Here is a 15,953-nt window from a genome sequence, read left to right as displayed (position 1 = left end):
CATATTAATTAAAACCTAAATGAAAGACAGCACTTTAATCAATCTTTTTCTAGATGATATTTGGCTAAGTAAAAATCTATCACAGAATACTATCGCCAGTTATCGTTCGGATCTTAAATTTCTCAGTGAATGGTTGGAAAAACATCATTTAACTTTGCAACAGGTTCAATATCTTGATTTACAGGCATTTCTTGGTGAGAGATTGGAGAAAGGATATAAAGCAACAAGTTATTCTAGAATGTTGAGTTCAATGCGAAAATTATTCCAATATCTATATCAGGAAAAATATCGTGAAGACAACCCTTGTTCATTACTTTCTTCACCTAAATTACCGTCACGTTTACCAAAGTATTTAACTGAGAGCCAAGTTACAGACCTTTTAAATACACCGGCAACAGAAAATGCATTGGAATTACGGGATAAAGCAATGTTAGAGTTGTTATATGCTACAGGGTTACGAGTAACAGAACTGGTAACATTAACAGTTGACAACATCAATTTGCAACAGGGCGTTGTTCGGGTTATCGGTAAAGCCGATAAAGAACGATTAGTTCCGATGGGCGAAGAGGCTAATTATTGGATACAACAATTTATCCTTTATGGTAGAACAGAATTATTAGGCGGGCAGAGCAGTGATATTTTATTTCCAAGCCGACAGGGTAAATTGATGACACGACAGACATTTTGGTATCGTATTAAACATTATGCTAGTTTAGCAAATATTGATGCAGATAAATTATCGCCGCACGTTTTGCGGCACGCTTTTGCTACACATTTAGTTAATCACGGTGCTGATCTGCGTGTAGTACAGATGTTATTAGGGCATAGCGATCTTTCTACAACGCAAATTTATACACACGTTGCCAAAGAACGCTTAAAACAGTTACATAGCAAATTCCATCCTCGTGGATAAATGACAGGAAAAATTCAAGGTGCGATCAGCGCACCTTGAAACAGAGAGAATTATTTTACAAAACCTACAGCTTGGTAAACCTTATCCAAGGTTTCTTTTGCTTTTGCTCTTGCTTTTGCTGCACCTTCGTGCAAGATATTATTTAATAATGTTTCATCATTGCGGAAATGGTAATAACGTTCTTGTAATTGAGTTAACATTGCGCTTACTTCATCTGCAACTGCACCTTTTAGATGACCATACATTTTGCCTTCAAATTCAGCTTCCAATTCTGGAATGGACTTTTCAGTAATCGCAGAGAGGATACTTAACAAGTTGGACACACCCGGTTTATTTTCAGCATCAAATTTCACACGAGGTGGTTCTTCGGAGTCAGTAACTGCACGTTTGATTTTTTTTGCTACCGCTTTGGGATCTTCTAATAAACCGATCACATTGTTGCGATTATCATCCGATTTTGACATTTTTTTATTTGGATCAAGCAATGACATCACTCTTGCTCCAGCTTTCGGAATGAAAACTTCCGGAATAGTGAAAATATCACCATAAAGTGCATTGAAACGTTGGGCAATATCACGAGTGATTTCAAGATGTTGTTTTTGATCATCGCCGACCGGCACTTGTTTGGCTTGATATAACAAAATATCTGCCGCCATCAAAACTGGATAAGTAAACAAGCCAACGCTGACATTGCCTTCATAACGTGCGGATTTATCTTTAAATTGTGTCATACGCCCCATTTCACCGAAATAGGTGTAACAGTTTAACACCCAAGCTAATTGAGTATGTTCGGGTACGTGAGATTGTACGAAAATTGTGCTTTTATTCGGATCAATACCGCAAGCCAAATAAAGTGCCAAAACATCTAAAGTGGCTTTATGTAAAGCTACAGGGTCTTGGCGAACAGTAATAGCGTGCAAATCTACCACACAGAATAAACATTCATAATCATCCTGCATTTTAACCCATTGGCGTAAAGCACCGAGATAGTTACCAATCGTCAATTCACCGGAAGGCTGAACGCCGCTAAATACAATAGGTTTACTCATTTTCTTTCCTTCATTCTATTCAACAATAGTTAAAATTTGTGCAAAATCACTAAACACCCAATCAGGATGAGAATTAGCAATCGGAATATTATAGTTGTAACCGTAAGTTAAGCCGACCACTGAACAGCCGGCGGCACGAGCAGCTAAAATGTCATTTTTAGAATCACCGACAAATAATAATTCTTTAGGCAAAATCCCGAATTTACCACATAGATAAAATAATGGTGCAGGGTGAGGCTTAATTGCTGGTAATGATTGACCGCCCAATGTTTCGGAGAACAGATGCTCAATACCGAATGCTTTCAACACCGGAATGACGTGTTGGGTCGGTTTGTTGGTGACTACCGCTAGAATAAACCCTTTCTGTTTTAATTGTTCTAAAGTCTGTTTTACATTTGGAAATAACTGACTTTTATTACAAATATTTTCACCGTAATAGTAGTTAAAACGGGATTTAATCTGCATTAACTGCTCAGTATTCGGAGAAAAATTTGCCCATTCCAATGCATGTGCTAATAAAATATCTGCGCCATTACCAATCCAAGTTAACACTAACTCTTCATTGGGTGTTGGTAAATTTAATTCCTTTAATGTATTGCTAACGGCTAAAGCGAGATCCGGTAAACTGTTAACCAATGTTCCATCTAGATCAAAACCGATAGCTTTAAATTGACTCATAGCTTTTCCTTATTATTTATGGGCGTGAGCAAGTTGCTCACGCATTGCTTGAATAACCTGTTGATAATCAGGCTGACCGAAAATTGCCGATCCGGCAACAAACATATCCGCACCGGCACGAGCAATTTCAGCGATATTATCCACTTTAACACCACCATCTACTTCTAAACGAATATCTCGGTTGCTTGAAGTAATGCGTTGACGGGCTTGACGCAATTTATCTAATGCGTGTGGAATAAAAGATTGTCCGCCGAACCCAGGATTAACTGACATAATTAAAATAATGTCAAGTTTATCCATAACGTGATCTAAATAATGTAACGGTGTGGCTGGATTAAAAACTAACCCTGCTTGACAGCCGAGATCTTTGATTAATTGTAATGAGCGATCGATATGTTCACTTGCTTCAGGATGAAATGTGATTGAAGTAGCTCCGGCTTTGGCAAAATCGGGAATTAAACGATCAACCGGCTTCACCATTAAATGCACATCAATAGGAGCGGTAATGCCGTCATCACGTAAAGCCTGACAAACGGCAGGTCCAAACGTTAAATTCGGCACATAATGATTGTCCATTACATCAAAATGGATGACATCAGCTCCAGCAGCCAACACTTTCTTCACATCATTGCCGAGATGCGCAAGATTGGCGGATAAAATAGATGGTGCAATAAGATAAGGTTTCATAGTCAGCTCCCAATATTCAACGCAATAAATGCAATTAGTGTACTACTTAATCAGTATTTTTAATAGCGGAAGTTTCTAATTGGTACTATTGAAATAATATGGCAGATACAAAAAAGCACGGCATTTGCCGTGCTGATGTTGATTAACTCAAGAGGAGGGAGGGTTATTCAACGGTGAGTTTTTTGCCGTCAAAGCTTAACTCTTGAACGGAAGTTAATGCTTTACCGCCATCAGTTTCACCACCGATGAGTAATACTTTGTTACTGTAAGATACGCTGACGCCATAGCCTGCACCTGCCGGTAAATTGCCGACCACTTTCCATTTGCCTTTATCCAAACTGTAGACTGCGGTTTGATAGGCTTTTTTCAAACCTTGATGAGCAAAGAGTTTGCCTTCTTTGAATTGTTTGGTTGCACCTGGGAAGTTAGCACCGCCGGTGACTAAAAGGTGACCGTTACTATAACCGGCATATGCACCTGCTAAACCGTCTTGTGCTGTGCCTTTTTGCGGTTCAGGTAAGTTAGGTAAATTTTTCCAATCAACAGTGCCGTGTTTATTGAATTTACCTTGCTCTGTTTCTGCTGTTCTTAAGCCCGGTTTGATTTCACCGTTAATTACAGTGAGTACATCGCCGTTTACGGTAACCGCCGCACCGGCACGTCCTGAAAATGGAAGCTGTCCTTCATTACGCCATTTATTGGTTGATGGTTGATAGCTGAAGAATGTGGTATTGAAGAAGTAATCTTGTGGACGTTGATTGAAATAGGCTGCCATTACCGCATCTTTCTTCGCCTGATCATCACCGGCTGCGGTGTAATCTTGGAAGTAACCGTTAAAGATAGAAAGATTTGAACCGCCAATCACATAAACTTTATCACCATAATTTACACCGGTTGCACCAACTAAACCAAGCGGTGAGCGAGTTGGTAATTTGCTCCAAGTGTTGTCTTGCGGATTGTAGCTATAGGCATCATTAACAAGCTGTAATTCACCTTTTTCATTTTTTTGTAAGCCGCCGAAAACATAGAGTTTGCCGTCAACGGCGCTGACCACAGGTTGTGAACGATCACCACCAGGGAATGTAGCAATCTCTTTCCAACCTGCTTTCGAGTCTTTTAAATTAAGGGCATAAAATTTATCTGCACCTGAACCTAACCCGACATAAACAGTGTCACCGATTAATGCACCGCCGCCGCTTTTAATACCGACAGGGAGATCAGGGTATTGTCCGGCTTGTGCTGCAAAAGCAGATAATGAAAGACCGGCAATGATCATTGAATGAAGAACGGTTTTTTGTAATTTCATCATATTTCTCCTAAATGGTTGAATTTGACAGAGGAGTAACCTCTTCCAAATCAGGACAATTCATAGAGCAATACTTTATGTGGTTGTTCTGTGAATTGAAACATAGTATTACCCTCTGAGTTTGTGAATAGACCATTCTAAAGACGACACTGAATGGGTTAAAAGATAGACTAATGATAAAACTACTCCATTATATTTGTAAATATGGAGGATACCTTTAATTTTCAGAAGTTTGGACGAGATCACAAAAATAATAAAATGCAGCGTTGTTTTCGCTGCATTTTGTCTAAATTTTAAGCTTTAATAGTGTTTAATTATGCTTTTTTCTTGGTAGGGCGTTGCCAACCTTGGATATGTTTTTGTGGAACACGTGTAATCACCAACTCATTTTCGGAAATATCTTTGGTGATGGTGGAACCGGCGCCGATAGTTGCACCATCTGCGACAGAAACCGGTGCAACCAACTGCACATCGGAACCGACAAAAACATTATCACCGATCGTGGTTTGGAATTTATTGGCACCGTCATAGTTGCAAGTGATGACACCGGCGCCAAGGTTGCAATCTTTACCGATCACGGCATCACCGACATAGGTTAAATGGTTCACTTTGGAGCCAACACCGACAGTCGCTTTTTTAATTTCCACAAAGTTACCGACGTGAACGTTGTCTGCCAATACCGCACCCGGACGTAATCGGGAGAATGGCCCGACCTGAGCACCTTTTCCGATCACAGCGTCTTCAAAAACGGAATAAGGTTTGATTTCCACATCATCTGCGACTTCAACATTTTTTAGCACGCAACCGGCACCGATTTTGACACGATCGCCGAGTTTAACGTTGCCTTCGATAATGACATTAATATCAATTTCGACATCTTTGCCGTGAATCAACTCGCCACGAAGATCAAAACGGTTCGGATCTGCCAACATCACGCCTTCCAATAAAAGATGTTCCGCATTTTTTTGTTGGTAATAACGTTCCAAGCGGGCTAATTGTAGACGATTGTTGACACCTTCCACTTCCATTGGATCTTGCGGATGAACAGAAACCACTTTGCAACCGTCGTGGTGCGCCATAGCGATAATATCGGTGATGTAATACTCTTTTTGTGCGTTATTATTGGTTAATTGTGATAACCATTTTTTCAGATTTTTGCCGTCACAAGCGAGCAGACCGGTGTTAATTTCTTGAATTTTTAGCTGTTCAGCGGAGGCATCTTTCTGCTCAACAATGCCGATAATATTGCCGTCCGCCTGATTATTTTCTCGCAAAATACGTCCGTAACCGGTCGGATCGTCCAGTTTAACGGTTAAGAGTGCAATGCCGTTTTCCGGTTTTGCAGCAATTAATTGTTGGATAGTTTCTGCACTGATCAAAGGACCATCACCAAATAACATTACAATGGTTTCGTTATCATTAAAATAAGGTGCTGCCTGTTGCATTGCGTGACCGGTGCCGAGTTGTTGTGCCTGCAATACCCAATTTACTTTTTCGTTGGCAAGACGTTGTTGCAGCAATTCTGCACCGTGTCCATAGACTAAATGGATCTGATTGGCTCCAAGTTTGGATACGGTATCAATCACGTGTTTAACCATCGGTTTACCGGCGATAGGGTGCAACACCTTAGGCAAATCAGAGTACATACGAGTGCCTTTACCGGCTGCTAAAATCACGACACTAAATGGAAGAGATGACATAAATTCTCCTTACTGTTCAGAATTATTTTGTTGCGCCATACGCAATGCGGTAGGAACTCGACGTTTACCGATATTTTTACTATCACGATGACGTAATTTTACTTTTTTCTTGCTGGTTTGTTCTTTGGCTTGTTGCCGTTTTTGTTTTAAATGTGCTTTCTTTTTCTTGATGACTTTTTTGATCTCATTTACTTTCGGTGCTTTTGTACGAGGCGCAAGATCGTCAATCACTCTAGCCTTCAGAATTTCGCCGGTGTAACGGCAAATTTTACCAAGCAAGGGATAATCGTGCGCTTCAACAAAAGAGATCGCACAACCTTTTTTACCCGCTCTGGCGGTACGTCCGATACGGTGTAGATAAACATCGGCGTTATAAGGTAGATCAAAATTGAAAACGTGTGATATATCATCAATATCAATACCACGAGCAGCCACATTGGTTGCGACCAAAATTGTTACTACGCCATCACGCAATTTCTCAATTGCATTATTGCGTTGTGTTTGTGCCATTTCACCTTCTAAATAGGTGCTACGGATGCCTCGTTTACGCAAAATCTCAGCCAGTTCACGCACTTCTTCACGATGGCGTACGAATACAATACCTCTGCTTACTTTTTCGTCAACAATGACACGAGCCAACAATTTGATTTTGTGTTCTTTGCTGTCGGCGTGGTAATACCATTGTTGAATCTTTTTACGTTCACGGCGGCTCGGTTCTGCATTCACCTCAACCGGATTATCCAATAAACGTTGTGCAAAATTGTTTAACTCTTCGCCTTCAAGTGTGGCGGAGAAGAGCATTGTCTGCTTGCGCCAACGGGTTTCAGCGGCAATACGTTCAGCATCCTGACCGAAGCCCATTTGCAACATTCGATCTGCTTCATCAAAAATTAAGATTTCTACCGCACGACAATCGAAATTTTCTTCCTGAATGTACTGGAGCAAACGTCCGGGCGTAGCTATGACCATATCTTGATTTTTATTGAAAATTTCGCCGTGATTTTGATAAGCGACACCTCCGGTAATGGTGGCGATATTTAAAGAGGTGAATTGTGCTAATTGTCGTGCCTGTTCAGCAACCTGCATTGCTAATTCTCTGGTTGGTGTCAGCACTAAAACTCGTGGCGCACCCGGTTTACGGCGAGGAAAATCTAATAGATGTTGAATTGCCGGTAATAAAAAAGCGATGGTTTTTCCGGTACCAGTTGGTGAAGAACCTAAAACGTCGTGTCCATCCATTGCCGCAGGAATTGCATCAATTTGGATGGCAGTCGGACGATTTAAGCCTTTTTGGGCTAATGCCTTGAGTAATTGCGGATCAAGATCAAATTCGTCAAAATTAGGAATGGTCATAAAAATTCTCGAAAATAAAAAATCAGCCTCGAATTATAGCGAAATTTTATTAAAATATCGCTATTCAATCCTGATCCGAACGATTTTAACAATGGCAAAATCAGACTGTTTTCAGTTTAAGCAATTTAAAATTTATCACGACCGCAGTGCAATGAAAGTAGGTACAGACGGGGTTCTGCTTGGTGCGTGGGCGGATATTGTCGGTGCAAAACGGATATTAGATTTAGGTTGTGGCACTGGATTAATTGCTTTGATGTTGGCACAAAGAAGTGCATCGGATTGTAAAATTGTTGGTGTTGAAATTGAAGAAAATGCTTATTGTCAGGCGCTTGATAATGTAGCGATTTCACCGTGGTCGGCGCGCGTTACGATTTATCATCAATCGATGCAGCAATTTTGTCGGCAAAGCTCGCAGCGTTTTGATCTTATTGTGGCAAATCCGCCCTATTTTGAAAGTGCCAGCCAGTGTCGGGATCAATCCAGAGAAACCGCGCGTTATGTTGGCGATTTATCCCATTTGGATTGGCTACTCGCTGCCGAAAATTGTTTAAGTGTAAAGGGCAAAATCCAATTTGTGTTGCCGTTTCAAGCAGGTATCTGTTTGCAACAGCAATTGTCGGCAACTTCCTCAAAACTGTGTTGTACGGAGGTTTGTCACGTCATTACCAAAGAGGGAAAAATGCCGCAGAGAATGTTATTAACCTTTGCTTTTTTAGCCAACAAAACATCACCGAAACAGAGCGAATTAACCATTTATGATCAGCAACATTGCTACCATTCGGATGTCATTCCAATGTTTAAACCTTTCTATTTGAAGTTATAAAGAACAGTTTTGTCTGTTAATCAATAGTTTCTTTAGTGATTATCCGCCATATCATTATCATTTAGAACTATTTTCTGTTTAATGTCACAGTTTCAGGACGCAGTGGATGAAGATCCTTGCCGAGAGGAGTATGATCAAACAGTAGACAATGCAACGGAATGGTTAAGGATTGTGCTATGAAAAAAAGTCTTATTTTTTTACTCCTCATTATTATCGGAATAAGCGGTTATTATCTTTTCCAACAACACCAACGACAAGCCGTGAATGAAAGCGAAATTAGGCTGTACGGCAATGTTGATATTCGCGATGTCAACCTTGGTTTTAAAGTTGCCGGTAAAGTTGAACAGCTATTGGTTGATGAGGGGGATCAGGTAAAAGCCGGTGATTTGTTGGCGACATTAGAACAGAAAACCTTTCAGGATGAACTTATTTTAGCTAAAGCTAAATTGGCGGATGCGGAAGCAGCGTTGGTGCAAGCGGAAAAACTTTATCAACGTGTACAGGGATTAATCAAGAAAAATGCGGTGTCCGATGCGGACTATGATGATGTGGTAGCATCTCGTGATCGAGCTTTGGCACAAGTGGATATTTCCAAATCATTGGTTTCGATTGCTGAAACGCGTTTGGCGGATACCAAATTGATTGCGCCGAGTGACGGCGTGGTGTTAACCCGAGTGCGAGAAAAAGGCAGCGTGGTGAATGCCGGCTTACCGATCTATTCCATTTCATTACAAAAACCGGTGTGGGTGCGTGCTTATGTGGATGAACCAAATTTGAGCAATCTTTATCAAGGGCAAAAAGTGACTGTCGTTACCGACAGCGGCGCACAATATACCGGGCAGATCGGTTTTATTTCACCTCAAGCGGAATTCACGCCCAAAAATGTGGAAAGCGAACAGTTAAGAACGGAATTGGTTTATCGTTTCAAAGTTATGGTCGAAAACAGTGATAACGGTTTACGCCAAGGTATGCCGGTGACGTTATTGATTGAAAAACAGGCTGAGGATAAATAATGTCACAAGCAATGGTGGTTATCGATAAGGTGACCAAACATTTCAAAGGAATGGATAAACCGGCACTTGATGTTGTATCGGCACAGATTTTTCCCGGCAAAATGACCGGTTTGGTTGGGCCGGACGGTGCAGGTAAAACGACCTTAATTCGTCATATTATCGGTTTAATGCAGGCAGATAGCGGAACGATTATAGTTGATCAGTTGAATGTAAATGATGAAGCAGAAATGGTTCATCAAATCAGTGGTTATATGCCGCAGAAATTTGGTTTGTATGAAGATTTAACGGTTATCGAAAATCTGAATTTATATGCGGATTTGCGTTTAATCAGCGGTGCTTCCAGAAAAGAGAAGTTTGACAAATTGTTGGTTTTTACTGATTTGGCAGCGTTTCAACAGCGTTTAGCCGGTAAGCTTTCCGGCGGAATGAAACAAAAATTGGGCTTAGCGTGTGCATTGGTCGGCGATCCGAAACTGTTATTACTGGATGAACCAAGTGTCGGCGTTGATCCGATTTCACGGCGTGAATTGTGGAAATTGGTGCAAGCGTTAGTACAGCAAGGAATGGCAGTGTTGTGGTCAACCGCTTATTTGGATGAAGCGGAAAAATGCGATAGTGTCATTTTGCTGAATGAAGGCAAAAAATTGTATGACGGTGCGCCACAAGGCTTGTTGGAATCGGTGCAAGGCCGTGTTTTTCAAGTAAGCGATATTCCGGTGGCGGACAGGCGTTCCAGTCTAATTCATTTATTGCAGCAACCACAGGTGATGGACGGCATTATTCAAGGCAGTAATTTGCGGATTGTGTTGAAACCGGAAGCGGCAAAACCACAGTTATCGCAAGGTAAGTGGCAGCCCGTTAATCCCTGTTTTGAAGATGCCTTTATTAATCGTTTGGGTGGCGGTCCCGGTGGAAATTCAGCATTGGCAGCGCAGATTGAAGCCAAGCAGGATGATGGCAAACCGGTGATTGATGCGAAAGGATTAACCAAAAAATTCGGCGATTTTGTCGCGGTTAAAGATAATACCTTTTCGATTAAACGTGGTGAGATTTTTGGCTTATTAGGGCCGAACGGTGCCGGTAAATCGACCACATTTAAAATGATGTGCGGTTTGTTGCAGCCGACTGCCGGAGAATGTTTCGTTACCGGTTTGAATTTACGTTATGCCACCTCACAGGCACGCAGCAGAATCGGCTATATGGCACAACGTTTTTCACTGTACGGCAATTTAGATGTGTTACAAAATTTACGTTTTTTTGCCGGTTTATATGGCGTTACCGGCAAAGCACAACGTGAACGTATTGAAATGATGATCGATATTTTTGATTTTAAACCTTATTTGAAAATGAATGCCGGCGATTTGCCGTTAGGGTTTAAACAGCGGTTATCACTTGCTTGTGCTGTGATTCATCAGCCGGATATTCTGTTTTTGGATGAGCCGACTTCGGGGGTTGATCCGATTACCAGACGTGAATTTTGGCTGCATATCAATGCGATGGTGGGCAAAGGTGTTACGGTGATGGTCACCACGCATTTTATGGATGAAGCGGAGTATTGTGATCGTATCGGTTTGATTTATCACGGTGAAAATATTGCGACCGGCACACCGGATGAATTAAAGCAGCAGGCAGTGCAGCTGGCGGGCTTGCAGGCACCTACATTGGAAGACGCTTTTATTGCATTGGTGCAGGCGAAGGATCAGGCTAAGGAGGCAATATGAAACGATTGTGGGCGTTAGTTTATAAAGAGATGTTGCAGATTATTCGCGATCCCTCTTCTATTCTGATTGCTTTTGTATTGCCTTTTATTCTGTTGTTTATTTTTGGTTACGGCATCAATTTGGACAGCAACAAAGTGAATATCGGCGTGGTGAATCAATCTTCATCACCGATGGCGACAGAATTGGTTGATGCTTTCCGTCATTCACGCTTTTTAGACAGCCGTTTTGCGGATGATCGTCGAGCTTTGTATCAAGATTTGACCGCCGGCGATATTAAAGGCATTGTGGTGATCCCGCCGCAATTTAGCCGACAATTATTACAGCAACAACCGGCGCAAATTCAGGTGTTAACCGATGGCTCGCAGCCGAATACAGCAATGTTCGTTAACGGTTATACCAGCGGTGTCATTCAGAATTGGTTACAACAACAAAATACCATTGATGAGGCGAGTGGCGGCATTGGCTTGCAGGAACGTTATCTGTTTAACCCTGAATTAAAAAGCCGTCATTTTTTATTGCCGGGTTCAATGGCGATTACAATGACATTGATTGGTACATTATTGACGGCGTTGGTGGTCGCTCGCGAATGGGAACGTGGCACGATGGAAGCAATGATGGCGACACCGGTAACCATTACTCAAATTTTATTAGGAAAATTAATCCCTTATTATATTTTGGGTATCGGTTCAATGTTGATCTGTTTTTTGGTAACAACGCTTTATTATGATGTGCCGTTTAGAGGATCGTTGTTGGTATTGTTTATTGCGACCTCTGTTTTCCTGATTTGTGCGTTAGGGCAGGGATTGTTGATCTCTTCGCTATCAAAGGATCAGTTTGTTGCTTCACAAATCGCGATTTTATTCGCCTTTTTGCCCGCTTTTATGTTGTCCGGTTTTGTGTTTGAAATCAGTTCAATGCCGTTGCCGGTGCAGTGGCTGACCTATCTGTTCAGTGTGCGTTATTATGTAACAATTTTGCAAACGCTATTTTTAGCCGGCAATGTATGGGGGCTATTGGCACAAGCGATCTGCATAATGTTGATTATCGGCATTTTGACTTTTCTCTTTACTAAACGCAAAACACATAAAAGGATCGATGTATGATTTTCAATGGACGTATTTGGGCATTAATCATCAAAGAGTTATTGGCACTGTTTCGTGATCCGCGTAGCAGATTGGTGTTGATTGGGCCGCCATTGTTGCAACTTTTCCTTTTCTCTTATTCTGCCACATTGGAGGTGAAAAATATTTCTGTGGCGGTCTATAACCAAGATCACGGCGTTTATAGCACCGAAGTGATTCAACGCATTGTAGCTTCGCCCACCTTTACCGAGTTGCAATATGTGCAGAGTGAGCAGCAATTACAACAGCGGTTGGCTAATAAAAAAGTATTGATGGCAATGCAATTTCCAGCAGATTTTAGTCAAAAATTGTTATCGGGGAAGACGGCAAATATTCAGCTGTTGTTAGATGGGAGAAATTCCAATTCGGCACAAATTATCCATAACTATGTAGCGCAAATTATTCTGCAATACAATACCGAATTGGCATTGCAACAGGGTAAACAGGGGTTGCCGGTCGTAGTGTTGACCAGAAATTGGTTTAATGAAAATTTGCAGCACTTGTGGTACACGGTGCCGGCATTGGTCGGTATTTTAGCTGGATTAGTGGCTTTGATGGTTACTGCACTTTCCGTTGCTAGAGAACGAGAGTTGGGAACTTTTGATCAGATTTTGGTTTCACCGCTAACCCCAGCGGAGATTCTGTTAGGGAAGACTATTCCGGCAGTGATGGTCGGTTTAGCGGAAGGACTGATTATTTTTGTATTGGTATTGACCGTTTTCAAAGTGCCGTTTGTAGGATCTTTCTGGTTATTGTTTGCGGCAATTTTTGTCTTTATTTTGGCAATGGTCGGTGTAGGTTTATTTATTTCTGCAATTTCTAAAACACAGCAACAAGCGATTTTGGGTACGTTTATTTTTTTAGTGCCAGCAGTGGCACTTTCTGGTTATGCTTCACCAGTAGAAAATATGCCGAATTGGTTGCAATGGGTGGTGGAAATCAACCCGATTAAGCATTTCTTGATTATTGTAAACGGGCTGTTTTTGAAAGATATGTCCGCTGCATTGGTGTGGCTGAACCTTTATCCAATGTTAATTATTGCTGCTTGTACTTTAGCAGTGGCAAGTTGGTTATTTAGTCAACGATTGGAATAATTGATAGTTTTTGAAAATGGATAATGTATTTTAACGCCGTTTTTTTCTTTTTTTATCTACCTAAAAATAATCATTTTTTAATAAAAACAAATACTAACCTATAAAGTGTATTGTTTTTACATCTATTAATTCTATAATGACGCTGATCTTTTAGTTGAGTAATTTACTCAGGTATTTTTTTACTAAAAGTGAAAATTGTTTTTTCAAACTGCATTTTTTATTCAAACTTAGGGAGTAAGTGAAAATGGGTAAATATAAAAAGTTGTGGATAATGCTATTCACAATTCTTATCCTGACTTTTACGTTGCTTGGCTATATCGGCGTTGAAGTTTATCGTCAGGCGCCACCGGTTCCGAGTGCCTATGTGACTCAAAACGGTGAAGTCGTAATGACGAAAGAGGATATTTTAAAAGGGCAGACCGCGTGGCAAACGACCGGTGGTATGGAATTAGGTTCTTTGTTGGGACACGGCGCTTATCAAGCACCGGATTGGACAGCGGATTGGTTGCATCGTGAGTTGACAGCGTGGTTGGATATCACTTCTAAAGCGGCATTCGGCAAGCCGTATGCGGATTTGGATCAGCCGACACAAGCAGCGTTACAAGTAGCTTTGCAGGATGAATATCGTCATCAAAGTCGCCTGAAAGACAATGACACCGTTGTTCTTTCAGATGTCCGTTTACAGGCCATAAAACAGACAGCGGAATATTATGCCAAGTTATATAGCGATGATCCTTCAATGGTGAAAACTCGTGAATCTTTCGCAATGAAAGATAATACTTTACCAACTGCCGAAGCACGTCAATATTTAGCGGATTTCTTCTTCTGGACAGCGTGGGCGGCATCAACGGATCGTCCGAATGCGGAAGCAACTTATACCAATAACTGGCCGCACGAACCGTTAGTTAACAATGTGCCGACCACCGAAAATATTATGTGGTCATTAATTTCGATTGTGTTCTTGATCGCAGGAATCGGTTTCTTAGTTTGGGGCTATTCATTCTTGAGAAATCATAATGAAAAAGAACCGACCCCTCCGGCAACAGACCCATTATTAAAATTAAATCTTACTCCTTCACAAAAAGCATTGGGTAAATATGTGTTTTTAACCTTGGCGTTGTTTGTAGTACAAGTTGCATTAGGCGGTGTGTTGGCGCACTATACTGTGGAAGGTCAAAAATTTTATGGCATTGATATTTCACAACTTTTCCCTTATTCACTTGTGCGTACCTGGCATATTCAATCCGCACTGTTCTGGATTGCAACCGGTTTCTTAACCGCAGGTCTATTCTTAGCACCGGTTATTAATGGTGGCAAAGATCCTAAATATCAGGCATTTGGCGTTAATTTCCTTTTCTTAGCGTTATTAATCGTAGTAGCGGGCTCTTATGCCGGAAATTTCTTTGCATTAAGTCATCAAATTCCAACTGAACTTAACTTCTGGTTCGGACATCAAGGCTATGAATATTTGGATTTAGGTCGTTTCTGGCAAATTCTTCTCTTTGTAGGCTTTGTAGTTTGGTTATGGCTAATGTTGCGTTGTACGCGTAACGCTTTCAAACAGGGCGGCGATAAAAACTTGCTGGCAATCTTTATCTCTTCTATTGTCGGTGTCGGATTATTTTATGCGCCAGGGTTATTCTACGGCGAACATTCCAGCGTTACTGTAATGGAATATTGGCGTTGGTGGGTGGTTCACCTTTGGGTAGAAGGCTTCTTTGAAGTATTTGCTACCTGTGCGTTAGCCTTTATTTTCTATAATTTAGGTTTGGTGAGTTACCGCAGTGCGACTGTCGCTTCATTGGTGGCAGGAAGTTTATTCTTGCTCGGTGGTGTACCGGGAACCGCACACCATTTATATTTCTCCGGAACGACAACACCGGCATTAGCCGCCGGTGCGGTATTCTCCGCATTGGAAGTGGTGCCATTGGTATTGCTCGGTCGAGAAGCTTATGAACACTGGTCATATCAGCACGCCACACCTTGGATGCAACGTTTACGTTGGCCATTAATGTGTTTCGTGGCAGTTGCATTCTGGAATATGTTGGGTGCAGGCGTATTCGGTTTCTTGATTAATCCACCGATCTCACTTTTCTATTTACAAGGACTGAATACCACCGCTGTCCACGCACACGCAGCATTATTCGGGGTTTACGGTTTCTTAGCATTAGGTTTCGTTCTATTGGTTGCCCGTTACTTAAAACCGGATTTCCAATTCAACGAAAAAGTGATGAGAACCGGTTTCTGGGCAATGAATCTTGGTTTAGTGTTGATGATTGCCATCAGCTTATTGCCAATCGGCTTATTCCAAGTTTCGGCGAGTATCAGCGAAGGTTTATGGTATGCACGTAGCGAAGGTTTCTTACAACAAGATTTCCTACAAACATTGCGTTGGTTACGTACTATCGGGGATATTATTTTAATCTTCGGCGCAGTGTTGTTTGCTTATCAGGTGACTAAATTAACCTTTAGCCGCCGTAATTCATAATGATTTG

At 41.4% G+C, this 15,953-nt stretch carries 13 protein-coding genes; 7 read left to right on the top strand and 6 right to left on the bottom strand.

All coding sequences use genetic code 11. The annotated features are described in order from the left end of the window. The first annotated feature begins 19 nt into the window (after positions 1–19). Positions 20–913, top strand: coding sequence for a site-specific tyrosine recombinase XerD (gene xerD, locus QV04_RS02635; protein ID WP_039172165.1), 894 nt, complete (start codon positions 20–22; stop codon positions 911–913). Between the two features lie 50 nt (positions 914–963). Here the strand turns inward: xerD and trpS are convergent, their stop codons facing one another. The 6 genes from trpS to srmB all read right to left on the bottom strand — a co-directional run bounded on the left by trpS (position 964) and on the right by srmB (position 7,686). Beyond that, entirely contained in the window at positions 964–1,962 is a 999-nt protein-coding gene (gene trpS, locus QV04_RS02630) for a tryptophan--tRNA ligase (RefSeq protein WP_065231086.1), read from the bottom strand. A 15-nt stretch (positions 1,963–1,977) separates the two neighbouring features. After that, positions 1,978–2,640 (bottom strand): phosphoglycolate phosphatase, encoded by a 663-nt coding sequence (locus tag QV04_RS02625; protein ID WP_065231087.1) that lies wholly within the window; start codon positions 2,638–2,640, stop codon positions 1,978–1,980. A 12-nt stretch (positions 2,641–2,652) separates the two neighbouring features. After that, complete coding sequence (gene rpe, locus QV04_RS02620) at positions 2,653–3,327, bottom strand: ribulose-phosphate 3-epimerase (RefSeq protein WP_065231088.1); 675 nt, start codon at positions 3,325–3,327, stop codon at positions 2,653–2,655. A 163-nt stretch (positions 3,328–3,490) separates the two neighbouring features. Continuing rightward, positions 3,491–4,633 carry an N-acetylneuraminate epimerase gene (locus QV04_RS02615; protein ID WP_065231089.1) on the bottom strand — a complete coding sequence of 381 codons (1,143 nt, stop codon included), beginning with the start codon at positions 4,631–4,633 and terminating at the stop codon, positions 3,491–3,493. A 314-nt stretch (positions 4,634–4,947) separates the two neighbouring features. Continuing rightward, a complete protein-coding gene (gene glmU / locus QV04_RS02610) occupies positions 4,948–6,333 on the bottom strand; it encodes a bifunctional UDP-N-acetylglucosamine diphosphorylase/glucosamine-1-phosphate N-acetyltransferase GlmU (RefSeq protein ID WP_065231090.1) in 1,386 nt (461 codons plus the stop codon). Positions 6,334–6,342: 9 nt separating this feature from the next. Continuing rightward, positions 6,343–7,686, bottom strand: a complete 1,344-nt coding sequence (gene srmB, locus QV04_RS02605) for an ATP-dependent RNA helicase SrmB (RefSeq protein WP_039134964.1) — start codon at positions 7,684–7,686, stop codon at positions 6,343–6,345. A gap of 91 nt (positions 7,687–7,777) precedes the next feature. On the opposite strand from srmB, the gene QV04_RS02600 reads away from it, so the two are divergent. From QV04_RS02600 to QV04_RS02575, 6 genes are all read left to right on the top strand, one after another. Next, positions 7,778–8,509, top strand: a complete 732-nt coding sequence (locus tag QV04_RS02600; protein ID WP_197494783.1) for a tRNA1(Val) (adenine(37)-N6)-methyltransferase — start codon at positions 7,778–7,780, stop codon at positions 8,507–8,509. Positions 8,510–8,685: 176 nt separating this feature from the next. After that, positions 8,686–9,522 carry an efflux RND transporter periplasmic adaptor subunit gene (locus tag QV04_RS02595; RefSeq protein ID WP_065231093.1) on the top strand — a complete coding sequence of 279 codons (837 nt, stop codon included), beginning with the start codon at positions 8,686–8,688 and terminating at the stop codon, positions 9,520–9,522. Further along, on the top strand, positions 9,522–11,243 hold the full coding sequence (locus QV04_RS02590; protein ID WP_065231094.1) for an ATP-binding cassette domain-containing protein: 1,722 nt from the start codon (positions 9,522–9,524) through the stop codon (positions 11,241–11,243). Before QV04_RS02595 ends, QV04_RS02590 begins: the two co-directional genes overlap by 1 nt. Further along, positions 11,240–12,346, top strand: a complete 1,107-nt coding sequence (locus QV04_RS02585) for an ABC transporter permease (RefSeq protein ID WP_065231095.1) — start codon at positions 11,240–11,242, stop codon at positions 12,344–12,346. The genes QV04_RS02590 and QV04_RS02585 overlap by 4 nt, the downstream gene beginning before the upstream one ends. Next, the gene (locus QV04_RS02580; RefSeq protein ID WP_065233139.1) at positions 12,343–13,458 is read left to right on the top strand and encodes an ABC transporter permease; all 1,116 of its coding nucleotides are present in this window, start codon (positions 12,343–12,345) and stop codon (positions 13,456–13,458) included. The genes QV04_RS02585 and QV04_RS02580 overlap by 4 nt, the downstream gene beginning before the upstream one ends. 244 nt (positions 13,459–13,702) lie before the next feature. Beyond that, a complete protein-coding gene (locus QV04_RS02575) occupies positions 13,703–15,946 on the top strand; it encodes a nitric-oxide reductase large subunit (RefSeq protein WP_039092700.1) in 2,244 nt (747 codons plus the stop codon). Positions 15,947–15,953: the final 7 nt, after the last annotated feature.

This window comes from Gallibacterium genomosp. 1, assembly GCF_001678575.1.
Classification (GTDB): domain Bacteria; phylum Pseudomonadota; class Gammaproteobacteria; order Enterobacterales; family Pasteurellaceae; genus Gallibacterium.
This window is presented reverse-complemented; position numbering and strand designations above follow the sequence as displayed.

What these genes read in the sequence shown, in the direction of transcription:
- rpe (WP_065231088.1), bottom strand. Translation starts at nt 3,327, where the DNA reads ATGAAACCTTATCTTATTGCACCATCTATTTTATCCGCCAATCTTGCG.
- QV04_RS02600 (WP_197494783.1), top strand. Translation starts at nt 7,778, where the DNA reads ATGGCAAAATCAGACTGTTTTCAGTTTAAGCAATTTAAAATTTATCAC.
- trpS (WP_065231086.1), bottom strand. Translation starts at nt 1,962, where the DNA reads ATGAGTAAACCTATTGTATTTAGCGGCGTTCAGCCTTCCGGTGAATTG.
- QV04_RS02585 (WP_065231095.1), top strand. Translation starts at nt 11,240, where the DNA reads ATGAAACGATTGTGGGCGTTAGTTTATAAAGAGATGTTGCAGATTATT.
- QV04_RS02595 (WP_065231093.1), top strand. Translation starts at nt 8,686, where the DNA reads ATGAAAAAAAGTCTTATTTTTTTACTCCTCATTATTATCGGAATAAGC.
- xerD (WP_039172165.1), top strand. Translation starts at nt 20, where the DNA reads ATGAAAGACAGCACTTTAATCAATCTTTTTCTAGATGATATTTGGCTA.
- QV04_RS02590 (WP_065231094.1), top strand. Translation starts at nt 9,522, where the DNA reads ATGTCACAAGCAATGGTGGTTATCGATAAGGTGACCAAACATTTCAAA.
- QV04_RS02580 (WP_065233139.1), top strand. Translation starts at nt 12,343, where the DNA reads ATGATTTTCAATGGACGTATTTGGGCATTAATCATCAAAGAGTTATTG.
- QV04_RS02615 (WP_065231089.1), bottom strand. Translation starts at nt 4,633, where the DNA reads ATGAAATTACAAAAAACCGTTCTTCATTCAATGATCATTGCCGGTCTT.
- srmB (WP_039134964.1), bottom strand. Translation starts at nt 7,686, where the DNA reads ATGACCATTCCTAATTTTGACGAATTTGATCTTGATCCGCAATTACTC.
- glmU (WP_065231090.1), bottom strand. Translation starts at nt 6,333, where the DNA reads ATGTCATCTCTTCCATTTAGTGTCGTGATTTTAGCAGCCGGTAAAGGC.
- QV04_RS02575 (WP_039092700.1), top strand. Translation starts at nt 13,703, where the DNA reads ATGGGTAAATATAAAAAGTTGTGGATAATGCTATTCACAATTCTTATC.
- QV04_RS02625 (WP_065231087.1), bottom strand. Translation starts at nt 2,640, where the DNA reads ATGAGTCAATTTAAAGCTATCGGTTTTGATCTAGATGGAACATTGGTT.